Annotated in this window: 13 protein-coding genes; 8 read left to right on the forward strand and 5 right to left on the reverse strand. The window is 67.1% G+C overall.

All coding sequences use genetic code 11. The features are described from left to right. The first annotated feature begins 6 nt into the window (after positions 1–6). The 4 genes from ACIBK4_RS01675 (at position 7) to ACIBK4_RS01690 (ending at position 4858) form a co-directional block, all read left to right on the forward strand. A complete protein-coding gene (locus tag ACIBK4_RS01675) occupies positions 7–420 on the forward strand; it encodes a roadblock/LC7 domain-containing protein (protein ID WP_005479603.1) in 414 nt (137 codons plus the stop codon). 94 nt (positions 421–514) lie between these two features. Further along, on the forward strand, positions 515–1096 hold the full coding sequence (locus ACIBK4_RS01680) for a DUF742 domain-containing protein (protein WP_318019037.1): 582 nt from the start codon (positions 515–517) through the stop codon (positions 1094–1096). Next, positions 1077–1658 (forward strand): ATP/GTP-binding protein, encoded by a 582-nt coding sequence (locus tag ACIBK4_RS01685; protein WP_009314218.1) that lies wholly within the window; start codon positions 1077–1079, stop codon positions 1656–1658. Before ACIBK4_RS01680 ends, ACIBK4_RS01685 begins: the two co-directional genes overlap by 20 nt. Positions 1659–1729: 71 nt before the next feature. After that, a complete protein-coding gene (locus ACIBK4_RS01690) occupies positions 1730–4858 on the forward strand; it encodes an NACHT domain-containing protein (protein WP_398991101.1) in 3129 nt (1042 codons plus the stop codon). Positions 4859–4924: 66 nt separating this feature from the next. On the opposite strand, the gene ACIBK4_RS01695 is transcribed toward ACIBK4_RS01690, so the two are convergent. Further along, entirely contained in the window at positions 4925–5116 is a 192-nt protein-coding gene (locus ACIBK4_RS01695; RefSeq protein WP_398991102.1) for an acyl-CoA carboxylase subunit epsilon, read from the reverse strand. Between the two features lie 56 nt (positions 5117–5172). Then, complete coding sequence (locus ACIBK4_RS01700; protein WP_366434103.1) at positions 5173–6756, reverse strand: acyl-CoA carboxylase subunit beta; 1584 nt, start codon at positions 6754–6756, stop codon at positions 5173–5175. Positions 6757–7179: 423 nt separating this feature from the next. On the opposite strand from ACIBK4_RS01700, the gene ACIBK4_RS01705 reads away from it, so the two are divergent. Further along, positions 7180–7791 (forward strand): YceI family protein, encoded by a 612-nt coding sequence (locus ACIBK4_RS01705; protein WP_398991104.1) that lies wholly within the window; start codon positions 7180–7182, stop codon positions 7789–7791. Here the strand turns inward: ACIBK4_RS01705 and ACIBK4_RS01710 are convergent. Continuing rightward, positions 7778–8848 carry a DNA glycosylase AlkZ-like family protein gene (locus ACIBK4_RS01710; RefSeq protein ID WP_398991106.1) on the reverse strand — a complete coding sequence of 357 codons (1071 nt, stop codon included), beginning with the start codon at positions 8846–8848 and terminating at the stop codon, positions 7778–7780. The genes ACIBK4_RS01705 and ACIBK4_RS01710 overlap by 14 nt on opposite strands. A gap of 135 nt (positions 8849–8983) precedes the next feature. Continuing rightward, a complete protein-coding gene (locus tag ACIBK4_RS01715) occupies positions 8984–9838 on the reverse strand; it encodes a DUF6461 domain-containing protein (protein WP_398991108.1) in 855 nt (284 codons plus the stop codon). Between the two features lie 184 nt (positions 9839–10022). Between ACIBK4_RS01715 and ACIBK4_RS01720 the strand changes: the two genes are divergently transcribed. Beyond that, complete coding sequence (locus ACIBK4_RS01720) at positions 10023–12200, forward strand: tetratricopeptide repeat protein (protein ID WP_398992901.1); 2178 nt, start codon at positions 10023–10025, stop codon at positions 12198–12200. Here the strand turns inward: ACIBK4_RS01720 and ACIBK4_RS01725 are convergent. Continuing rightward, complete coding sequence (locus tag ACIBK4_RS01725; RefSeq protein WP_398991110.1) at positions 12191–12610, reverse strand: ATP-binding protein; 420 nt, start codon at positions 12608–12610, stop codon at positions 12191–12193. The two genes, ACIBK4_RS01720 and ACIBK4_RS01725, sit on opposite strands and share 10 nt — an antisense overlap. A gap of 112 nt (positions 12611–12722) precedes the next feature. Here ACIBK4_RS01725 and ACIBK4_RS01730 point away from each other — a divergent pair, with 112 nt between their 5' ends. Together ACIBK4_RS01730 and ACIBK4_RS01735 are read left to right on the forward strand one after the other, a co-directional pair. Continuing rightward, positions 12723–13541 carry a helix-turn-helix domain-containing protein gene (locus tag ACIBK4_RS01730; RefSeq protein ID WP_398991112.1) on the forward strand — a complete coding sequence of 273 codons (819 nt, stop codon included), beginning with the start codon at positions 12723–12725 and terminating at the stop codon, positions 13539–13541. After that, positions 13541–13789 carry a DUF397 domain-containing protein gene (locus ACIBK4_RS01735; protein WP_398991113.1) on the forward strand — a complete coding sequence of 83 codons (249 nt, stop codon included), beginning with the start codon at positions 13541–13543 and terminating at the stop codon, positions 13787–13789. The genes ACIBK4_RS01730 and ACIBK4_RS01735 overlap by 1 nt, the downstream gene beginning before the upstream one ends. Position 13790 lies beyond the last annotated feature (1 nt).

A 13790-nucleotide genomic window follows, 5' to 3' on the forward strand; every position in this document is an offset into this window, starting at 1 on the left:
AGCCCGATGAGCCAGGCGGCGCAGAACCTGAACTGGTTGATCACCAACTTCGTGGACAACACCCCGGGGGTGTCCCACACCGTGGTGGTCTCCGCCGACGGACTCCTTCTGGCGATGTCCGAAGGGTTCCCGCGTGACCGTGCCGACCAGTTGGCGGCCGTAGCGTCGGGTCTTACCTCACTGACCGCCGGTGCCTCGCGCATCTTCGAGGGCGGCAGCGTGAATCAGACGGTTGTGGAGATGGAGCGGGGATTCCTCTTCATCATGTCCGTATCCGATGGTTCCTCGCTCGCGGTTCTCGCGCACCCCGAGGCGGACATCGGCCTCATTGGGTACGAGATGGCCCTTCTGGTGGACCGTGCCGGTACGGTCCTGACCCCGGACCTTCGAGCAGAGCTCCAGGGGAGCCTTCTCAACTAACAGACGGACGGTGCGTTTTGGCGTCCTGAGGCCATAAGGTTTCGGGACGCGGCTCCACATTGATGGGTGCCCGGCACAGTCGGAGGAGGAGAAAGTGGCAACACCCCCAGGCGGTTCGTCTTCGGGCAACTGGTCGTACGGCCCCGGCCAGGGGCAGGGCGACGGTTCCCAGAACCGGTACAACTTCCCCTCCTCGCCGTCCCCGCGCCGCCCGCAGTACCCGCAGGGCCCACAGGGTCCCGGTCCGTCGCCGTACGACCAGCCGCCGGCGCCGCGCATCCAGCCCGTGCAGCCGCATCGACGCTCACCCGAGTCGGCACCCGCCGGGTCGTCGAGCAACCCCTTGGTGCGTCCGTACGCCATGACCGGCGGCCGGACCCGCCCCCGCTACCAGCTCGCCATCGAGGCGCTGGTGCACACCACCGCGCAGCCGCACCAGATGCAGGGCCAGTTGCCCGAGCATCAGCGGATCTGCAACCTCTGCCGGGAGATCAAGTCGGTGGCCGAGATCTCGGCCCTCCTGACGATCCCTCTCGGTGTGGCCAGGATCCTCGTCGCCGACTTGGCGGAGGCGGGCCTGGTCGCCATCCATCAACCCGGCGGCGACGAGAACGCCGGCGGCCAGCCAGATGTGACACTGCTCGAAAGGGTGCTCAGTGGACTTCGCAAGCTCTAGCGGAGGGCCTTCCCGCTCCACCACCTCGGCGAAGATCGTGGTGGCGGGTGGCTTCGGCGTGGGCAAGACCACGTTCGTCGGGGCCGTCTCGGAGATCAACCCGCTGCGTACCGAGGCTGTGATGACGTCCGCGTCCGCGGGCATCGACGACCTCACCCACACCGGAGACAAGACGACCACGACGGTCGCGATGGACTTCGGCCGTATCACCCTGGACCAGGACCTGATCCTGTACCTCTTCGGTACGCCGGGCCAGGACCGCTTCTGGTTCATGTGGGACGACCTGGTGCGCGGCGCGATCGGCGCGATCGTGCTCGTGGACACCCGCCGTCTCGCCGACTGCTTCCCCGCGGTCGACTACTTCGAGAACAGCGGCCTGCCCTTCGTCATCGCCCTGAACGGCTTCGACGGCCAGCAGCCGTACAACCCGGACGAGGTCCGCGAGGCCCTGCAGATCGGCCCGGACACCCCGATCATCACGACGGACGCCCGCCACCGCGCGGACGCGAAGTCGGCTCTGATCACGCTGGTGGAGCACGCGCTGATGGCCCGCCTCCGGTAGTACGCGGCATTACCACGCCAAGGGGCCAACTCCGCCTGGAGTAGGCCCCTTTGTCGTACCCCCCTGCCACAATGAACGCTCTTCGGTTCGGCAAGGGGGACACGATGAGCGCGGAGGCGGCTGCACTACGCCTGGGGACGACCGTGGTGAAGGCGGCGGCGCAGACATGGCTGGGCGGCAAGCGGCAGGAGCAGGAACGCCGGCTCCCGATGGACGATCTCGTACGACGACGGCTGCCGGGCCTGCGCCAACAGCGCAGCGTCCAGCGCCAGTTCGAGGAGATGGCCGACACGGTGGCCGCGCGGATCGAGCCGTTCCTGGCCCAGGAGTTCCGCGGCCTGGACGAGAGCGGCCGCGAGGCGGCGCTCAACGGGGTGTGCGACACGTTCGAGCGCGCCGACCTGTCCGACGAGGCGATCCTGGCGGCGGACGCACAACCGGCCGAACTGATCCGCCGCATCACGGCATCGGTAAGCCCACCGATAGGCCTGAACGAACCCGAGACCCGCCTCTACGACCTCCTCTTCAGCGAGTGCTGCGAGTACTACGTCAGCATCGTGCGCACCCTCCCGGTCTTCGAGGAGCGCACCCTGGCCGAACTCCTGGCCCGCACCAGCTCGTTGAGCGACCGGGTCGCCCGCGTCCTCGAACGCCTCCCCGACCGCTCCCTGTTCGCCCCCGACGGCACGGATCAGGACCACCAGTTCCGCCGCTGGTACATGGAGCTGGTCAGCAACACCCTCGACGAGGTGGAACTCTTCCGCCGCACATCCGACCGCGCCGCCGCGCAGGTACGACTGTCCGTGGCCTACGTCAGCCTGCGCGCCACGGGGGACGACGGAACCCGCCGCCGTTCCGTCCGCGCACTACCCCTCAGGCCGGACCTGAGCGGCTGGGAGGAGTCCGGGACGGAGAGTTCCGGGATGCGGGTGGAGTCGGCGCTGGGCGGGGCGTCCAGGGTGCTCCTGCGCGGCGAGGCGGGCTCCGGCAAGACGACACTGCTGCGCTGGCTGGCGATCACGGCGGCGCGGGGCGCCTTCACCGCGGAACTGGCCGACTGGAACGGCCTGACGCCGGTCTTCGTCAAGCTCCGTGAGTACAGCGGCCGTTCGCTCCCCAAGAAGCCCGAGGAGCTGCTGGACGGTGTCGCCGGGAACATCACCGGGATCATGCCCAGGGGGTGGGTGGAGCGCCAACTGCGGGACAACAAGGTCCTGTTGCTGGTGGACGGAGTGGACGAGCTGCTCGGCTCGGAACGCCGGTCGGTGCGTGACTGGCTCCGCAAGCTTCTTGGGGCCTACGGCGGCATACGGGTCGTCGTGACCTCGCGTCCGACCGCCGCCGGGGCGGACTGGCTGCGCCGGGAGGACTTCACCGCGCTGCACTTGGACCGGATGACACCGCCTGACCTGGCCGCGTTCGTACGGCAGTGGCACGAGGCGGTGCGGGAGCTGGGGGACGAACTTCCGTGCGGTGTCGACGAGTTGCCGCGCTACGAGCAGTCCTTGCTGAACAGCCTCAAGGATCGTGCGCATCTCCAGTCCCTGGCGGGGACGCCGTTGCTGGCGGCGATGCTGTGCGCGATGCATCTGAACCGGGGTAGCCAACTCCCCCGGGACCGGATGGAGTTGTACCGGAACGCGCTCCATACCCTGGTCCACGACCGAGACGCCGACCGGAACGTCCCGAGCGCGCTGGACAGCAAGCTCAGCCTCGGCGACAAGCTGGTCGTGCTGCGGGATCTGGCCTGGCGTCTCTCGGACAACAACCGCAGCGAGATCGCCCTGGATCAGGCTGCCGTCCATGTCGCGGGCAAGCTTTCGGCGATGCGGCACCTGGAGGTACAGGACGGCCACGGCGTTCTGGAGCAGTTGCGGGACCGCTCCGGGATCCTCCGCTCCCCCGTCGAGGGGCGCCTGGACTTCGTCCACCGGACCTTCCAGGAGTACCTGGCAGCGGAGGAGGCGACGGAGGAGGACCGGATCGGGAATCTGGTCGGGCGGGCCCACCTGGACCTGTGGCGCGAGACGATCATCATGGCTGCGGGGCATGCCAACTCCCGTCAGCGGCAGGAGTTGTTGGACGGGATTCTGGATCGGGCGGAGGCGGAACCCCGGTATGCGCGGGGGCTGCGGTTGCTCGCGGCTTCTTGTCAGGAGACGTTGCCGACGGTTTCGGAGGGGCTGGCGAGGCGGCTGGATGGGGCGGTGGCTGCGCTGCTTCCGGCTCGGCGGCCTACAGATGCGCCGGCTCTGGCGGCGGTGGGGACGAGCTTGCTGCGGCGCCTGCCGCGTTCGCTGGGCGAGTTGACGGAGAAAGCCGCCGTGCAGACGGTGCGGACCGTGGCGATGATCGGGGGTGAGGAGGCGTTGGCGTTGATGGTGGGGTACGCGGAGGACCGGCGCCGCCGCGTCATCGAAGCCTTCATTGATGCCTGGGCATACTTCGACGCGGACGCTTACGGCGAGGAAGTATTGGCTGGGCTGCCGCTGGAAGGACACGAAGTGCGTCTCTCTCACTCCCAGCAGTGGCGCGCAGCGACTCGGTTGAAGTCCATCACAACGCTGTCGATCTATTACCCGTTCCCAACGCTCGCTGCACTGGACCAACTCCCGCCCCTGCAGTGTCTGTCGATCTACAACCTCAGCGGCCCCGGAGACCTCTCAGTACTGACGGCCCACTCACAGCTGCTGATGCTCACGGTCTTTGGGCAAGGAAAGCTGCACGGCCTGGAATCTATGGAGAACTTGGGGAAGCTCCTCTACTTCGCGCTCGACCACCGGGGCACGACCGACCTCGACAGTCTGCGTCTTGGGCCGACGACGGCCTGGTTGAGCCTCAACGAGCTGAGCGAGACCAGCGAACTGACCTTTTTGAGAAACCTCCCCGATGTCACAAGCCTTCTCCTGGGGACCGCGGACACATGTACGCCGCGTGGCCTGAGCAGCGTCACCGCCATGCCCAGGCTCCTAGACCTCCGCCTCAGCTGCATGTCCTTGCTGGAGTGGCTGACAGCACGTGAGCCGCTTCCCTCCAAATTGAGGAGGCTCACGCTTCTTGGCTGCGTCGTACCTGGGGACTCCCGCACCTACCGCGACCTCAGTTCCCTCGACTCGCTGACCATTGTGACCTGCCGATCTCCCGACGGCGCCCGCATCACCACCCTCGACCTTCCAGTCAAGGACCTCACCATCAACTGACCTGCAAACGCCAACGGCCCCACCCTCCCGAAGAAGAGTGGGGCCGCAGTGAACGCGCTAAAAGCCTCAGTGCCAGCTATGCGGAGCGCGGAACCCGCCCTCGCGCTCCAGCCGACGCCAGCCGGCCTTGGGAAGCGGACGGTGGGTCGGGGCATCGGCAGGCGCAGCCGCCGCACGAGCCAGCAGGATCGCCGTGATCGCGGCAACTTCCTCGGGCTCGGCGTGGCCCTTCTCGACACGAATGTCAGGGGTGCTCATAGGTTCAGTCTCCGTGGCTGAGGTTTCCGCACGGGTAGCGCGGAGGGTCCGCTGGGTTACTGCGGGGGGTTGCCGTGCTTGCGCGAGGGCAGGTCCGCGTGCTTGGTGTGCAGCATCGCGAGCGACCTGATGAGTACTTCGCGGGTCTCGGCGGGGTCGATGACGTCGTCGACGAGTCCGCGCTCAGCCGCGTAATACGGGTGCATCAGCTCGGACTTGTACTCCTTGACCATGCGCGTCCGCATCGCCTCGGGGTCCTCGGCGTCGGCGATCTGGCGGCGGAAGATGACGTTGGCGGCACCTTCGGCGCCCATCACGGCGATCTCGTTGGTGGGCCAGGCGTAGGTGAGGTCGGCGCCGATGGACTGGCTGTCCATGACGATGTAGGCACCTCCGTACGCCTTGCGCAGGATGAGCGAAATCCTCGGCACGGTGGCGTTGCAGTACGCGTAGAGCAGCTTCGCTCCGTGCCGGATGATTCCGCCGTGTTCCTGGTCGACGCCGGGAAGGAATCCCGGAACGTCCAGGAACGTAACGATCGGAATGTTAAAAGCGTCACACATCTGGACAAAGCGCGCAGCTTTTTCGCTCGCCTCGATGTCCAGGACGCCGGCGAGGGTCTGCGGCTGGTTGGCGACGATGCCGACGACCTGGCCGTCGAGGCGGGCCAGCGCGCAGATGATGTTGCGGGCCCAGCGCTCGTGGACTTCGAGGTAGTCGCCGTCGTCGACGATCTCCTCGATGACCTTGGTCATGTCGTACGGCCGGTTGCCGTCGGCCGGAACCAGGTCCAGCAGGATCTCCGAGCGGCGCTCGGCCTCGTCGCTCGACTCGGCGCGGGGCGGGTTCTCGCGGTTGTTCTGCGGGAGCATCGACAGGAGGTAGCGCACCTCGGCGAGGCAGGTCTCCTCGTCGTCGTACGCGAAGTGGCAGACGCCGGAGGTCTCCGCGTGGACGTCGGCACCGCCGAGCCCGTTCTGCGAGATCTCCTCGCCGGTGACCGCCTTGACGACGTCCGGACCGGTGATGAACATCTGCGAGGTCTCGCGGACCATGAAGACGAAGTCCGTGAGGGCGGGGCTGTAGGCCGCGCCGCCCGCGCACGGGCCGAGCATCACGCTGATCTGCGGGATGACACCGGACGCCTTGGTGTTGCGCTGGAAGATGCCGCCGTAGCCGGCGAGGGCGGAGACGCCCTCCTGGATACGGGCACCGGCGCCGTCGTTGAGCGACACCAGCGGCGCGCCGGCCGCGATGGCCATGTCCATGATCTTGTGGATCTTCGTGGCGTGGGCCTCGCCCAGCGCGCCGCCGAAGATACGGAAGTCGTGCGCGTAGACGAAGACCGTGCGGCCCTCGACCGTGCCCCAGCCGGTGATGACACCGTCGGTGTACGGCTTCTTGGCCTCCAGGCCGAAGCCCACGGCACGGTGCCGGCGCAGCTGCTCGACCTCGCGGAAGGACCCGGGGTCGAGGAGCAGGTCGATGCGCTCCCGACCGGTCAGCTTCCCCTTGGCGTGCTGCGCCTCGGTCGCCTTCTCGCTCGGGCCGGCCAGTGCCCGCGCACGGATCTCGTGCAGTTCGGCCACTCGCCCGCGCGCGTCCGTCGGCTCACCCGGCGCCTCATCCAAAACGGTCATGTACTGACCCTACGAAGGAGTCCAAGGAAAGGGCGCCGTCGACTCTGCACAGTCTCCGGACCGTTTTCCTGGTGCCACTGAACAGAACCTCACCGGCATGCAGCCGTTCCGACTGCTCACGAGGCATGCCGGTTGTAGGGGTTACACAAACCCGACAGCTGAGAGCCACCTCACATTCACGTGCGGCGGATGCCATCGCTGGAGTGATGCGCGGAGTGGTTCTCGCGTTGCCGGGACTGCCGGGAGAGCGTACTCGTAGTAGTTGGCGCAACACCCTGCGGATGATGTTGAAAATTGAATGGAATAGGTCTACGGTCCTTCGTGTTGGCATCGTTGAACGTTCAACAGATTCAACCCCCGCACCACTCCGCTTCACCCCGTACCACCCCCGCACACTCCCGTCCCCATTTTTAGGAGCACGTCATGGGCATCTTCGGCCGCAAGAGCGACGAGACCGACACCACCACCTCGGCCCCCGCCGCCGTCAACCCTGACCTGGCCGCGCTGACCGGCGACTACACGATCGACCCGGCGCACACCACGCTCGGCTTCACCGCCCGCCACGCGATGGTCACCAACGTCAAGGGCAAGTTCCTCGACTTCACCGGCACGCTGCACCTGGACGGCACCGACCCGGCCAAGTCCACCGCGTCCCTCGACGTCAAGATGGACAGCATCGACACCGGCTCGCCGGACCGTGACGGTCACCTCAAGAGCGCGGACTTCTTCAAGACGGACGAGTTCCCCACGATGACCTTCCGCTCCACCTCCGCCGAGTCCCTCGGTGGCGACGACTACCGCATCACCGGTGACCTGGAGATCCTCGGCACCACCAAGCCGATCACCATCGACCTGGAGTTCAACGGCGCGGCGAAGGACCCGTTCGGCAACGAGCGCGTCGGCTTCGAGGGCAAGGCCGAGATCCTGCGCTCCGAGTTCGGCCTCACCTGGAACGCGGCGCTGGAGACCGGTGGCGTCCTCGTCTCCGAGAAGATCAAGCTGAACTTCGACATCTCGGCGATCAAGAGCGCCTGAGGCCCAGCCACAGCGCCAGATCCTCGATCTCGGCGTCCACGGCATCGGCGATGCTCCTGCTGAACTCCACGTCCTGATGGACGGCGTTCACCAGGAGCACGCCGGCCTTGCGGTCGGCGGTGGCGTCGAGCTTTCCGACGAGCTGATCGCCGTAGAGAATCGGCAGCGCGAAGTAACCCCAGCGGCGCTTCTCGGCCGGCTTGTACATCTCCAACTGGTAGTCGTAGCCGAAGAGTTCGGTGGTGCGCTTCCGGTCGTGAATCAACCGGTCGAAGGGCGAGAGCAGTGCGACCCGCCCGCTGAACGGCCGCTCCAGGTAGGCCGGATCGACGCGCCACTCCCCCTTCACCCCTTCCACGACGGCCGGTTCACCGGCGTCGCCGACGACGGCGGGTTCGACCGGGAGGGCGGTGCCGGTGGCGCGGGCGATACCGAGGGCGCGCAGCCGCCGTTCGTTCCGTCGCCGGCGCGCTTCGTCGACCGGCACGGCGGGTTCGTCCGGGTAGACGCGTGCGGCCAGGTCCCACAACCGCTCCCGCCCCGCGCGCCCCGCGATGGCGACCTCCCCCCGCAACACCATCAGCTCCAGCAGCTGACTGACGTTCCGGTTGTGCGTCCACCCCGACGACTTCCACGGCACCGCGCACGTGTCGGGCAACTCCCGTGAGGTGAGCGGCCCTTGACCGCCGAGCCGCTCCAGAATGTCCCGCCTGCACACGTCGTTGGCGGCGACCCACTCGCGGTAGTGCTTCGATTCCCTTTCCCATACGGCCATGTCGGCGCGGTACAGCGCCAGGTCCTCGCTCGGGCGGATCATCGCGCGGAGTTCGAGGAGGGTCCGGTCCTTGAGTGCCGCCGTCAGCTCATCCGGCGCGTACGACGAACCGAGGCGACTCCAGGCGACCAGGTCGGCGTTGGGGGCGATCGCGGCGGTGGGGTCGATCTGGAGCAGGGTCAACTGGCGTACGACGGCGTGGAGTTCGGTGGGGCGGTGGGCGTCGAGGAGCTGGGCCTGGACGGCGATGCGGCGGGCTTGGGGGCGGGTGAGTTCATGCATGGGGGCTCCCACTGGGCGGGTTGGTTCGGCGAGGGATGCGACGAAGCTCGTACACGCGGCCATGCGGAGCGGCGATCCCCGTGCGGGCAAGGGCAGTTGAGGTGCGTCCAGGGCCGTCCCCGTCGCGTTGGTCCGTCACCCCTCCGTCTCGCCGTCCGGGTTCTTCAGGACCCCGAGGGTGTGTAACCTGCCGAGGCCGACGCCTCCGGTGAGGGGGCGTGTTCGGCGCTCCCACCACTGGGGGTCGGTGGCCCGTTCGTAGTCGTTGCGCAGGCCGGCCGGGATCAGGCGCAGGTGTGGGTCGGGCAAGGGTTGCTCGTTGGCTGCGGCCCACGTGGAGATCTCTTCGAAGTCGGGGGCCGGTGAACCCATGATCGCGTACACCGGGAGGGGGTCTTCGGCGAGTACGGAGCGGGGCAGGGAGAGGCCGAAGCGGTCCTCGAAGACGGCCAGGCCGAGGCGCTTGCGGGCGCAGTAGTCGTCGATGCCGATACCGATGCCTGGAGCGCGGTAGGTCTCTCCGTCCGGGTGCAGGATCCCGGCGGCGACGAGGTCGGGCAGGAGCAGGTCGGGTTCGTGCCCGTAGCGGCGGCGTTCTTCGCACAGCCCGAATCCGCAGACGGTGCGGCCGTTGCGCGCATACAGGACGATCGTGGGCGGGTGCTCCGAGTTGTAGTGGTAGTGGACCGCTTCGACGCCGTCCCGTGAGACCTCCGCCAGCCGCTCGACGTAGGGACCGTACGTGAGGGCGAACGCCCAGCCGGCGTCCTCGCCGACGCGGATCACGGCGCTGCCCGGCCCGCGGTCGGGGTAGGCATCGATGTCGAGATCGGCCAGTTCGGCGTCGGTCATCGGTTCGGCCCTCGCCCCGGGTGGTGCGCCGAGGCGGAGCGCCAGTTCCTCTGCGCCGATACCGCGGGCGAAGTGGACGTCCAGCATCCACCCGGAACTCGTCGTAGCACCCACCAGCCACTGAATGCCGTCCCCCACGTGCCGCCCCTTTCCGCCGCGAACAGCCGCCCTGCCTGTGTCTGTTGACCCTAGGACGCCCCACTGACATCGCGGGCACTATGGGATACGGCAGTGGGTGGTGCTGCGTGGGGACGAGCGGTGGGCGGGACGAGTGGGCGACGGGGATTACTTCGACTTTCGGGGCGGTACGTTCCACGGTCCCGTGACGGGGAAATCGGAGTCCCCACGTGCGGCGCCCTCCCCCACGGCACTGTCCGCGCTGCCGGCCGCGCCCGCCGTCTTCACCGGTCGTGAGGACGAGGTGGCCGAGTTGCTGAGTGCGCTCGATCCGGGGGTCGGTGGTGGCTCCGAGTCCGTCGTCATCTCTGCGGTCTCGGGTCTCGGCGGTGTCGGAAAGACCGCGCTGGCGTTGTGTGTTGCGCATGCGGCGCGGGGGCGGGGGTGGTTTTCCGGGGGTGCGTTGTTCGTCGATCTGCGGGGGTACGACGACGTTCCGGTAACTGCGGATCAGGCGGTGCTGGCGTTGTTGCGGGCGCTGGGGGTGGGGGATGCGGATCTGCCGCCTACGGCTGATGAGCAGTACGCGCGATATCGGGGCGAGTTGAGTTCCCGTGAGCCTGTGCTGATCCTTCTGGACAACGCCTCCGACCCGGCTCAGATCGTTCCACTGCTGCCGGGGGAAGGGGGCGGGCACCGGGTTCTGGTGACGTCTCGGGAGGTCCAGGACTCGCTTCCGGTACGGCAGTTCAGGGTGGACGGGCTGTCGCCGGACGCGTCGCGGGACTTGATCGAACGGTCGCTACGGCTGTCCGACCCCGGGGATCGTCGGGTTGCGGATGAGCCGGAGGCTGTACGGCAACTCGCCGAGCTGTGCGGTCACTTGCCGCTCGCTCTGCTGATCGTCTCGGCGCTGCTGCGGCGGCGTCGACAGCGGCCGGTTTCCACGCTGGTCGTTGAGTTGCGGGCGGCCGAGGATCGGGTGCGGGCGTTGCGGGCGAAGGGGGTTGATCAGTACGGCAAGGAACTGAGTCTGCGGCCCGTGTTCGACGTGATGTATGCGCGGCTGGAGCCTGAACTGGCCCGGGTTTTCCGGCTGTTGGGGCAGGCGCCGGGGGACAGCATCTGGGTCGGGGCCGCGATCAGCTTGACCTCGTTGGAACCGGAGTGCCTGGAACCACTCCTCGACGAACTGGCCGCCGTCTCGCTCCTCACCGCACTCCCAGGTGGTGAGCGCTGGGTGATGCATGACCTCGTACGGGTCTACGCCCGCCTCGTCGCCGTCGAGGATCCTGGGGTGCACGAGGAAGTGGCCGAGGCCCGGAGAAGGCTGCTGGAGTTCTACGGCCACCTGCTCATATCCGCCAAGGCTCACGTCGAGGAGATTCCTGAAGAGGTGCGCCCAGATGGCTTCAACACACGCGAACTCGCCCTGAAATGGCTCGACTCCGAGTGTACGGGGCTGCTGGAGATCGCCCACTGGCCCGACCGCAAGGACAACGGGCGACCCGGCTCTCTTTCGATCGCCCTGAACCTGGATAGCTACCTCATCTTTCGACGCGCCTTCGACGACTGGGCCACCGTGACGAAGGCCGCATATGAAGCCGCCCGTCGGGTCCACGACCCCTGGGCCGAGGCTAAGGCGTCCAGTGCTCACGGTGGAGCCCTGCTCCATCTGCGGCGGTTCGAGGAGGCCGAGACCGTCCAGCGCAGAGCCCTGCGGTTGTCCGAGGAGTCTTGTGACGCCGAGGGACAGGCCATGGTGTGGGACCACATCGGACTCACGCTGCGGCAACTCGGACGGTATGACGACGCGATCGACGCCCATACCCGCAGCGCGCGGATCGCCGCCGAGATCGGCTTGGTCCGGCAGACATCCAGGGTGCGCATGAATCTCGGCGCCGCACTGGCTGAGGCTGGTCGCGCGGAAGAGGCACACGACGTCTTCGAAGAAGCCCTGGCCATCCACGTGGAACTCGGTGACAAGAAAGGCGAGACAACGGCCCGCAACGGTCTTGGCGTCACCCTTCTCAGGCTGGGCCGACATGAGGAAGCCGTCGCAGCTTTCGTCCATGTTCTGGGGCTGTGCGCCGAATCCGGCGACTGGCACTACCGGGCCAACACCTGGAACAACTTGGGGTGGACCTGGCATAAGTTGGGGCTGCATGACGAGGCGCTCGGAGCCCACATCCGGGCATTGAACTGGTATCTCTCTTTCCGCGACTGGCATGGAGAGGCCCTGGCCCGGGCTGGCATACGCATCGTGCTCCTTCAGCTCGACCGCACCGAAAAGACACGATCAGCCACGCGCCAAGCCCTGGATCTGTACCGGGAGTCCGGCCACGAGCAGTACATCGTCAAGCTCCCGAACACTCACCCATAACCCACCCCGAACTCGCACCACACCACCTTCCCCGGCGCCCGTTCCCCCACCCCCCACTTGTCCGCGAGCACGGAGACCAGCATCAGGCCGCGGCCGTCCTCCGCGTGGAGATCCCGGTACGGCGTCCTGACCTTGCGAAGTTCGCCGGTGCCGCTGTCGTGGACCTCGACGCGGAGGACTCCGTCGAGGTGGATGCACAGGCGCAGGGCGAGGCCCCGGCCCGGTGGTACGCCGTGGAGGACCGCGTTGGTCGCCAACTCGCTTACGCAGAGCAGGACATCGTCGGTCCGGTCGGTGATGGTCCAGTCCGCGAGGGTGTTCCGGGTGAACTCGCGGGCCAGGGCAACCGATCTGCGGTCGCGCCGGTAGAACGCCTCGCGTGTGTGGCCTTGTTGGAGTTGTTCACTCACGAGGCCACTGTCACAGGCAGTCACTATCGTGGGGCAGTGAGTGAGGTCGTATTTGTTTTCTCTACGACCTCACTACGACGACTTCAAGTGTGCGCGGGGGAAAGGGACACGCATGCAATCGGCGAAGAAGCCCAAGAAGGTCGGTACTTGGCAAGCGGTCGGCGGGCTGGTCGCCCACTTCCGGAGGCAGGCGGGGCTCACGCAGGAGCAGTTCGCGGAGATCGCGAACCTGCACGTTGACACCATCAGGTCCATCGAGCAAGGGCGGCTTGCGCTCCAGGAGCATCGGGCGATCGAGTTCGATGAACTGCTGCACACAGGTGGGGTGTTGTTCGCGCTGGTGGACAAGTTGCCGGTGCGGGAGCGGATGCCGCAGTTCGCGCAGGGGTTAGTCGACATCGAGCAGAGCGCAGTCAGCATCCTCTCCTATCAGACACAGATGATTCCCGGCCTCCTACAGACGGAGGACTACTGCCGTGCGTCCTTCGAGAGCCGCTTCCCGCGCTTCGAGGACGAGACGGAGGAGCAATGGGTGTCCTCGCGGATGGAGCGGCAGAAGATCTGGCAGCGCAAGCAACCGCCGTTCGGTCACTTCATCTTGGAGGAGTCGATCCTGCGGACGGCTCTCGGCGGCCCGGAAGTCATGCGGGCGCAGATCCGTAAGCTGCGGGACGCCTGCGACCTCGTTCACATGGGGATCCAGATCATGCCCATGGGGCGTGTACCGCACGCGGGTCTCGCTGGGCCCATGATCCTGTTGGAAACGCCCGATCACGATCACGTGGTCTACCTGGAGGTGCAGCGCGCAAGTTTCCTGGTGGACGATCCGGACGAGGTCAGCGTCTATCAGCTGAAGTATGGAATGCTGCGGTCACAGGCCCTCTCTCCCGACGAGAGTGCGCGCCTCCTGGACAGACTGCTAGGAGAGTGATGAACACCGCAGCACGGCAGCACTTGGCGTGGTTCAAGTCCAGCTACAGCAGCAGCGAGGGCGGCAACTGCATCGAAGTTGCCTACGACTGGCGGAAGTCCAGTTACAGCAGCAACGAGGGCGGGGACTGCGTCGAGGTCGCCGCCCACCCCGCCGCCATTCACGTCCGTGACTCCAAGGTCACCGCCGGTGGCATCCTCACCATCTCGCCCGGCACTTGGACGGAATTCCTCGGTCACGTCTGCTAGG

Source organism: Streptomyces sp. NPDC050528 (genome assembly GCF_044457795.1).
GTDB lineage: Bacteria > Actinomycetota > Actinomycetes > Streptomycetales > Streptomycetaceae > Streptomyces.

What these genes read in the sequence shown, in the direction of transcription:
- ACIBK4_RS01675 (WP_005479603.1), top strand. Translation starts at nt 7, where the DNA reads ATGAGCCAGGCGGCGCAGAACCTGAACTGGTTGATCACCAACTTCGTG.
- ACIBK4_RS01690 (WP_398991101.1), top strand. Translation starts at nt 1,730, where the DNA reads ATGAACGCTCTTCGGTTCGGCAAGGGGGACACGATGAGCGCGGAGGCG.
- ACIBK4_RS01695 (WP_398991102.1), bottom strand. Translation starts at nt 5,116, where the DNA reads ATGAGCACCCCTGACATTCGTGTCGAGAAGGGCCACGCCGAGCCCGAG.
- ACIBK4_RS01700 (WP_366434103.1), bottom strand. Translation starts at nt 6,756, where the DNA reads ATGACCGTTTTGGATGAGGCGCCGGGTGAGCCGACGGACGCGCGCGGG.
- ACIBK4_RS01705 (WP_398991104.1), top strand. Translation starts at nt 7,180, where the DNA reads ATGGGCATCTTCGGCCGCAAGAGCGACGAGACCGACACCACCACCTCG.
- ACIBK4_RS01710 (WP_398991106.1), bottom strand. Translation starts at nt 8,848, where the DNA reads ATGCATGAACTCACCCGCCCCCAAGCCCGCCGCATCGCCGTCCAGGCC.
- ACIBK4_RS01730 (WP_398991112.1), top strand. Translation starts at nt 12,723, where the DNA reads ATGCAATCGGCGAAGAAGCCCAAGAAGGTCGGTACTTGGCAAGCGGTC.
- ACIBK4_RS01735 (WP_398991113.1), top strand. Translation starts at nt 13,541, where the DNA reads ATGAACACCGCAGCACGGCAGCACTTGGCGTGGTTCAAGTCCAGCTAC.